The sequence below is a fragment of the Pseudomonas sp. Ga0074129 genome (assembly GCA_001465025.1).
In the GTDB taxonomy this organism is placed as follows: Bacteria; Pseudomonadota; Gammaproteobacteria; order Pseudomonadales; family Pseudomonadaceae; genus Aquipseudomonas.
Genome location: LNDO01000122.1, coordinates 1 through 6751, shown reverse-complemented (window position 1 = coordinate 6751; position 6751 = coordinate 1). Strand labels below are relative to the sequence as shown.

Below are 6751 nucleotides of genomic sequence, written 5' to 3'. Positions count from 1 at the left end.
TCAGCCATCTGGGCATTACGGATACGAGTTAGCATGTCCGCTAACGGGTCCTGCATACTCATGGGCTAGACGCTCCTGATACAAAAAGAATTAGCCTTTCGGCTACAGTCGCTGAGAACCGGGATTAAACCCATGCTCAGGCGAGCCGAGCATTCTAGAGACTGATCAAAAATGAATCAAGCCCCAAAGGGGCCTGATTCACAGATAAGACAAAGCCGGCACATGGCCGGCTTTGTTTTTTACCAGCTGGCTTTAACCAGGCCTGGTACATCACCACGCATTGCAGCTTCACGCAGCTTGATACGCGACAGACCGAACTTGCGGAATACGCCGTGCGGACGACCGGTAATGCGGCAGCGATTACGCAGGCGCGCAGCGCTTGCAGCTTCCCAACGCGCTTCCGGACTGGTGTTCGGATTGGCGATGGTAGCTTTCAGCTCAGCACGCTTTTTAGCGTACTTAGCTACCGTTTGCTGACGCTTCAGCTCACGGTTTTTCATGCTGGTTTTGGCCATGATCCAACTCCAATCAGTTACGGAACGGGAATTTGAAAGCACGCAACAGAGCGCGGCCTTCATCATCGTTACGGGCAGTGGTAGTCAGGGTAATGTCCAGACCACGCAGGGCATCGATCTTGTCGTAGTCGATTTCCGGGAAGATGATCTGCTCTTTAACGCCCATGCTGTAGTTACCACGACCATCGAAGGACTTGGCATTCAGACCGCGGAAGTCACGTACGCGCGGCAGGGAGATAGACAGCAGACGATCCAGGAACTCATACATACGCTCACGGCGCAGAGTCACTTTAACGCCAATCGGCCAGCCCTCACGAACCTTAAAGCCTGCAATCGACTTACGGGCATAAGTCACTACGACTTTCTGACCGGTAATCTTTTCCAGGTCGGCAACAGCGTGCTCGATGACTTTCTTGTCACCGATTGCTTCGCCCAGGCCCATGTTCAGGGTGATCTTGGTGATGCGCGGAACTTCCATCACGTTACCGAGCTTAAGTTCTTCCTTAAGCTTCGGAGCGATTTCTTTCCGGTAAATCTCTTTTAGTCGTGCCATGGTCTTCTACCTAGCAGTGTTCAAGCATCAACCGCTTTTTGGGTCGACTTGAAGACACGAATTTTTTTACCTTCTTCTACTTTGAAACCAACGCGATCAGCTTTGTTAGTTTCGCCATTGAAGATGGCCACGTTAGAAGCGTGCAGAGGCGCTTCTTTCTCGACGATACCGCCCTGAACGCCCGACATCGGGTTCGGCTTGGTATGGCGCTTAACCAAGTTGATCCCACCAACGACCAAACGGTCGTCAGCGAGAACCTTGAGCACCTTGCCACGCTTACCTTTGTCTTTACCGGCGATCACGATGATCTCGTCGTCACGACGAATCTTTTGCATGTCGGATCTCCTTAGAGCACTTCAGGGGCGAGCGAGACGATCTTCATGAACTTCTCAGTACGAAGCTCACGAGTCACTGGCCCAAAAATACGAGTGCCAATTGGCTCTTGCTTGTTGTTCAGCAGAACAGCAGCGTTGCCATCAAAGCGAATGATCGAGCCATCAGGGCGACGAACACCGTGACGAGTGCGGACTACAACAGCAGTCATCACTTGGCCTTTTTTCACTTTACCGCGTGGAATTGCTTCCTTAACGGTAACTTTGATGATGTCGCCGATGCCAGCATAACGGCGGTGCGAACCGCCCAGCACCTTGATACACATAACGCGACGAGCACCGCTGTTGTCAGCGACGTCGAGCATGGATTGAGTCTGAATCATATAATTTCTCCGACCCTTAGCCCTTAGACTTCCACTGCGCGTTCGAGGATCTCAACCAGCGCCCAAGACTTAGTCTTGGCAACGGGACGAGTTTCGCTAATGGAAACTTTGTCGCCGATCTTGCACTGATTGGTTTCGTCGTGAGCGTGCAGCTTGGTCGAACGCTTGACATATTTGCCGTAGATCGGGTGCTTAACGCGACGCTCGATCAATACGGTGATGGTCTTGTCCATCTTGTCGCTGACGACACGGCCGGTCAGCGTACGGACTGTTTTTTCGGCTTCAGCCATGATCACTTACCTGCCTGCTGGTTGAGCACAGTTTTCACACGAGCGATGTCGCGTTTAACTTGCGAGAGCAGGTGAGACTGCCCCAACTGGCCAGTTGCTTTCTGCATACGCAGATTGAACTGGTCGCGCAGCAGGCCGAGCAGTTGCTCGTTCAGCTGCTGTGCTGATTTTTCACGAAGTTCATTCGCTTTCATCACATCACCGTCCGCTTAACAAAAGTGGTGGCGAGTGGCAGCTTTGCAGCAGCCAGGGCGAAAGCCTCACGCGCCAACTCTTCGGAAACGCCTTCGATCTCATACAGGACTTTGCCTGGCTGGATTTGGGCTACCCAATACTCAACGCTACCCTTACCTTTACCCATCCGCACTTCGAGAGGCTTCTTGGAGATCGGCTTGTCCGGGAAAACGCGAATCCAGATTTTCCCGCCACGCTTAACGTGACGAGTCAGAGCACGACGAGCGGACTCAATCTGACGGGCGGTGAGACGACCGCGGGCAACAGACTTCAGTGCGAATTCGCCGAAGCTGACTTTGCTACCGCGCTGAGCCAGACCACGGTTGTGGCCGGTCATCTGCTTACGGAACTTCGTACGCTTTGGTTGCAACATTTGGCGTACCCCTTACTTAGCAGCTTTTTTACGAGGCGCAGGTGCTTGCGGTTTCAGTTCTTCTTTAAGGCCACCAATTACTTCGCCTTTGAAGATCCAAACCTTGACACCGATCACACCATAAGTGGTGTGCGCTTCGTACGTGGCATAGTCGATATCGGCACGCAGGGTGTGCAACGGCACACGACCTTCGCGATACCATTCGGTACGTGCAATTTCAGCACCGCCGAGACGACCGCTCACTTGGATTTTGATGCCCTTGGCACCAATACGCATGGCGTTCTGTACAGCGCGTTTCATAGCGCGACGGAACATCACACGACGCTCCAGCTGCTGAGCTACGCTCTGCGCAACCAGCATACCGTCGAGCTCCGGCTTACGGATCTCTTCGATATTGATGTGCACAGGCACACCCATTTGCTTGGTCAGGTCCTGACGCAGTTTCTCAACATCTTCACCTTTCTTACCGATAACGATACCGGGACGAGCAGTGTGGATGGTGATACGTGCAGTTTGAGCCGGACGAGCAATGTCGATACGGCTTACGGACGCGCTTTTTAGTTTGTCTTGGAGATACTCGCGCACCTGCGTACCAGACGGAGGTGTGCTCCTTGACGATTCCCAGGCGAATGCCAATGGGATGTACTTTCTGACCCATCTGATCGACTCCGTTACTTGTCCGCAACCTTGACAGTGATATGGCAAGACCGCTTGACGATGCGATCAGCGCGGCCTTTGGCACGCGGCATGATGCGCTTCAGCGAACGCCCTTCGTTGACGAAAACGGTGCTGACCTTCAAGTCATCAACGTCTGCGCCTTCGTTGTGCTCGGCGTTGGCTACAGCCGACTCCAGCACTTTTTTGATGATCTCGGCGGCTTTCTTACTGCTGAAAGCCAGGAGGTTGAGCGCTTCGCCCACCTTCTTCCCACGAATCTGGTCTGCGACCAAGCGGGCTTTTTGGGCGGAGATGCGAGCGCCCGACAACTTAGCGGCTACTTCCATTTCCTAACCCCTTAACGCTTGGCTTTTTTGTCAGCCACGTGCCCACGATAGGTACGAGTGCCGGCAAATTCGCCCAGTTTGTGACCGACCATGTCTTCGTTCACGAGAACTGGGACATGTTGACGACCGTTATGTACAGCAATGGTCAGACCGACCATTTGTGGCAGGATCATCGAACGGCGCGACCAGGTTTTCACCGGCTTGCGGTCGTTCTTTTCCACCGCCACTTCGATCTTCTTCAGTAGGTGAAGATCAATAAAAGGACCTTTTTTCAGAGAACGTGGCACTGTCGTATCCCTCTATTTACTTGCGACGACGGACAATCATATTGTCGGTGCGTTTGTTACCACGAGTCTTCGCGCCCTTCGTCGGGAAGCCCCATGGAGACACCGGATGACGACCACCAGAGGTACGACCTTCACCACCACCATGTGGGTGGTCAACCGGGTTCATGGCAACACCACGAACGGTTGGGCGAACGCCACGCCAGCGCTTAGCACCCGCTTTACCCAACGAACGCAGGCTGTGCTCGGAGTTCGAGACTTCGCCCAGGGTCGCACGGCACTCAGCCAGTACTTTACGCATTTCACCGGAACGCAGACGCAGGGTCACGTAGACACCTTCACGCGCAATCAGCTGAGCCGAAGCACCAGCGGAACGAGCGATCTGAGCACCTTTGCCTGGCTTCAGTTCGATACCGTGAACAGTGCTACCAACTGGGATGTTGCGCAGTTGCAGACTGTTGCCCGGCTTGATCGGAGCCATGATGCCAGCTACCAGCTGATCGCCAGCACTCACACCCTTAGGGGCGATGATGTAGCGACGCTCGCCGTCTGCATACATCAACAGAGCGATGTGTGCGGTACGGTTTGGATCGTATTCAATACGCTCAACAGTGGCTGGAATGCCATCTTTGTCGTTGCGACGGAAATCGACCAGACGGTAATGCTGCTTGTGGCCACCACCGATATGACGGGTAGTGATACGACCATTGTTGTTACGACCGCCAGTCTTCGACTTCTTCTCGAGCAGCGGAGCGTAAGGAGCGCCTTTATGCAGCTCCTGGTTGACCACCTTGACCACAAAACGGCGGCCAGGGGAAGTCGGTTTGCATTTAACGATTGCCATGATGCACCCCTTCCTTACTCAGCACTGCTGGAGAAATCGAGATCTTGGCCTGGCTCAAGCGAAATAATCGCTTTCTTCCAGTCGTTACGCTTGCCCAGACCGCGAGCGTTGCGCTTGGTCTTACCGAGAACATTCACGGTATTGACAGCAGCAACATTCACACTGAACAGGCTTTCGACGGCCTTCTTGATTTCCAGCTTGGTTGCATCAGTTGCAACCTTGAAAACGAACTGACTTTTCTTGTCAGCGAGAACAGTGGCCTTCTCGGAGATGTGCGGGCCAAGCAGCACTTTAAATACGCGTTCCTGGTTCATCCCAGCAGCTCCTCGAATTTCTTCACGGCAGAAATGGTGATCAGCACCTTTTCGTACGCGATCAGACTGACCGGATCGGAACCCTGCACGTCACGGACATCAACGTGTGGGATGTTACGAGCAGCCAGGTACAGATTCTCATCAATAGCATCGGACACGATGAGCACATCGGTCAGACCCATGCTATTCAACTTGCCCAACAGTTCTTTGGTCTTCGGCGCTTCAACAGTGAAGTCTTCGACGACGATCAAACGGTCAGTACGAACCAGCTCTGCAAGAATCGAACGCAGAGCCGCGCGATACATCTTCTTGTTCAGCTTTTGGTCGTGATTTTGCGGACGAGCCGCGAAGGTCACACCACCGCCACGCCAGATTGGACCACGAGTGGTACCCGCACGAGCACGACCGGTACCCTTCTGGCGCCACGGACGCTTACCGCCACCGGACACATCAGAACGGGTCTTCTGCTGCTTGCTGCCCTGACGGCCGCCGGCCATGTAGGCCACAACTGCTTGGTGAACCAAGGTTTCGTTATATGCGCCGCCAAAAGTGGCTTCGGATACTTCGAGTGCTTGAGCGCCATTTACATTTAATTGCATGTCAGCTTCCCCTTAACCGCGAGCCTTGGCCGCTGGACGTACAACCAGGTTGCCGCCAGTAGCGCCAGGAACAGCACCCTTGACCAGCAACAGATTGCGTTCAGCGTCAACCCGCACTACTTCCAGGGACTGCACGGTCACGCGCTCAGCGCCCATATGACCGGACATTTTTTTGCCCTTGAATACGCGACCCGGAGTCTGGCACTGGCCAATAGAACCCGGAACACGGTGGGACACGGAGTTACCGTGAGTGTTGTCTTGGCCGCGGAAGTTCCAACGCTTGATGGTACCGGCAAAGCCTTTACCCTTGGACTGACCGGTGACATCCACCAGTTGACCAGCTTGGAATATTTCAGCGTTGATCAGATCGCCTGCCTGGTACTCACCTTCTTCAAGGCGGAATTCCATAACAGTACGACCTGCCGCGACATTCGCCTTAGCGAAGTGACCGGCCTGAGCCTTGCTGACACGTGAAGCACGACGCTCGCCGACAGTGACTTGCACTGCACGATAGCCATCGGACTCTTCAGTTTTGAATTGAGTGACGCGATTCGGCTCGATCTCAATGACCGTGACCGGAATGGAGACACCTTCTTCGGTGAAAATGCGGGTCATACCGCACTTACGACCGACTACACCAATAGTCATGTTGTAACCTCATGAGTGTACGGGGCTTTCACCCGCTATGGCCGCCCATTTCAGAGCGTTACACGACTAAAACCTAAAGCGGTCTTAGCCGAGGCTGATCTGCACTTCTACACCAGCCGCAAGATCAAGCTTCATCAGCGCATCAACGGTTTTATCCGTTGGCTGGACGATGTCCAGAACACGCTTATGAGTACGGATCTCGAACTGATCACGCGCGTCTTTATTGACGTGAGGCGAGGTCAGCACGGTGAACCGCTCTTTGCGGGTGGGCAGAGGAATAGGACCACGCACCTGAGCACCAGTACGTTTCGCGGTTTCCACGATTTCCTGGGTTGATTGATCGATCAGGCGATGGTCAAAAGCCTTCAACCGAATACG

14 protein-coding genes and 2 pseudogenes are annotated in these 6751 nt (G+C 53.9%); all 16 read right to left on the bottom strand.

Translation table 11 applies throughout. The annotated features are described in order from the left end of the window. Positions 1 to 62: pseudogene (gene rpsH, locus AUK77_RS18865) on the bottom strand (30S ribosomal protein S8); the annotation flags it as partial. A 177-nt stretch (positions 63 to 239) separates the two neighbouring features. Beyond that, positions 240 to 515 carry a 30S ribosomal protein S14 gene (gene rpsN, locus AUK77_RS18860; RefSeq protein ID WP_296132838.1) on the bottom strand — a complete coding sequence of 92 codons (276 nt, stop codon included), beginning with the start codon at positions 513 to 515 and terminating at the stop codon, positions 240 to 242. A gap of 13 nt (positions 516 to 528) precedes the next feature. Then, positions 529 to 1068 carry a 50S ribosomal protein L5 gene (rplE, locus tag AUK77_RS18855; protein WP_296132836.1) on the bottom strand — a complete coding sequence of 180 codons (540 nt, stop codon included), beginning with the start codon at positions 1066 to 1068 and terminating at the stop codon, positions 529 to 531. 20 nt (positions 1069 to 1088) lie between these two features. Continuing rightward, the gene (gene rplX / locus AUK77_RS18850; RefSeq protein ID WP_008374158.1) at positions 1089 to 1403 is read right to left on the bottom strand and encodes a 50S ribosomal protein L24; all 315 of its coding nucleotides are present in this window, start codon (positions 1401 to 1403) and stop codon (positions 1089 to 1091) included. An 11-nt stretch (positions 1404 to 1414) separates the two neighbouring features. Beyond that, positions 1415 to 1783 carry a 50S ribosomal protein L14 gene (rplN, locus tag AUK77_RS18845; protein WP_003281831.1) on the bottom strand — a complete coding sequence of 123 codons (369 nt, stop codon included), beginning with the start codon at positions 1781 to 1783 and terminating at the stop codon, positions 1415 to 1417. Positions 1784 to 1806: 23 nt separating this feature from the next. Next, on the bottom strand, positions 1807 to 2073 hold the full coding sequence (rpsQ, locus tag AUK77_RS18840) for a 30S ribosomal protein S17 (protein ID WP_296132834.1): 267 nt from the start codon (positions 2071 to 2073) through the stop codon (positions 1807 to 1809). A gap of 2 nt (positions 2074 to 2075) precedes the next feature. Then, entirely contained in the window at positions 2076 to 2267 is a 192-nt protein-coding gene (gene rpmC, locus AUK77_RS18835) for a 50S ribosomal protein L29 (protein WP_002555481.1), read from the bottom strand. Beyond that, positions 2267 to 2680: a 50S ribosomal protein L16 gene (gene rplP, locus AUK77_RS18830; RefSeq protein WP_090255798.1), complete on the bottom strand. Its 414-nt coding sequence runs from the start codon at positions 2678 to 2680 to the stop codon at positions 2267 to 2269. The genes rpmC and rplP overlap by 1 nt, the downstream gene beginning before the upstream one ends. A 12-nt stretch (positions 2681 to 2692) precedes the next feature. Next, positions 2693 to 3338: pseudogene (rpsC, locus tag AUK77_RS18825) on the bottom strand (30S ribosomal protein S3). 13 nt (positions 3339 to 3351) lie between these two features. Continuing rightward, positions 3352 to 3684, bottom strand: coding sequence for a 50S ribosomal protein L22 (rplV, locus tag AUK77_RS18820; protein WP_003210077.1), 333 nt, complete (start codon positions 3682 to 3684; stop codon positions 3352 to 3354). An 11-nt stretch (positions 3685 to 3695) separates the two neighbouring features. Continuing rightward, positions 3696 to 3971: a 30S ribosomal protein S19 gene (gene rpsS, locus AUK77_RS18815; RefSeq protein WP_010486981.1), complete on the bottom strand. Its 276-nt coding sequence runs from the start codon at positions 3969 to 3971 to the stop codon at positions 3696 to 3698. 16 nt (positions 3972 to 3987) lie between these two features. Then, positions 3988 to 4812, bottom strand: coding sequence for a 50S ribosomal protein L2 (gene rplB, locus AUK77_RS18810; protein ID WP_090255801.1), 825 nt, complete (start codon positions 4810 to 4812; stop codon positions 3988 to 3990). A gap of 14 nt (positions 4813 to 4826) precedes the next feature. Beyond that, positions 4827 to 5126, bottom strand: a complete 300-nt coding sequence (gene rplW / locus AUK77_RS18805; protein ID WP_296132832.1) for a 50S ribosomal protein L23 — start codon at positions 5124 to 5126, stop codon at positions 4827 to 4829. Further along, a complete protein-coding gene (rplD, locus tag AUK77_RS18800) occupies positions 5123 to 5725 on the bottom strand; it encodes a 50S ribosomal protein L4 (protein ID WP_296132830.1) in 603 nt (200 codons plus the stop codon). The genes rplW and rplD overlap by 4 nt, the downstream gene beginning before the upstream one ends. A gap of 12 nt (positions 5726 to 5737) precedes the next feature. After that, the gene (rplC, locus tag AUK77_RS18795; protein ID WP_090505796.1) at positions 5738 to 6373 is read right to left on the bottom strand and encodes a 50S ribosomal protein L3; all 636 of its coding nucleotides are present in this window, start codon (positions 6371 to 6373) and stop codon (positions 5738 to 5740) included. Between the two features lie 84 nt (positions 6374 to 6457). Beyond that, the coding region (rpsJ, locus tag AUK77_RS18790; protein WP_296132828.1) for a 30S ribosomal protein S10 at positions 6458 to 6751 on the bottom strand (294 nt) is incomplete at its 5' end.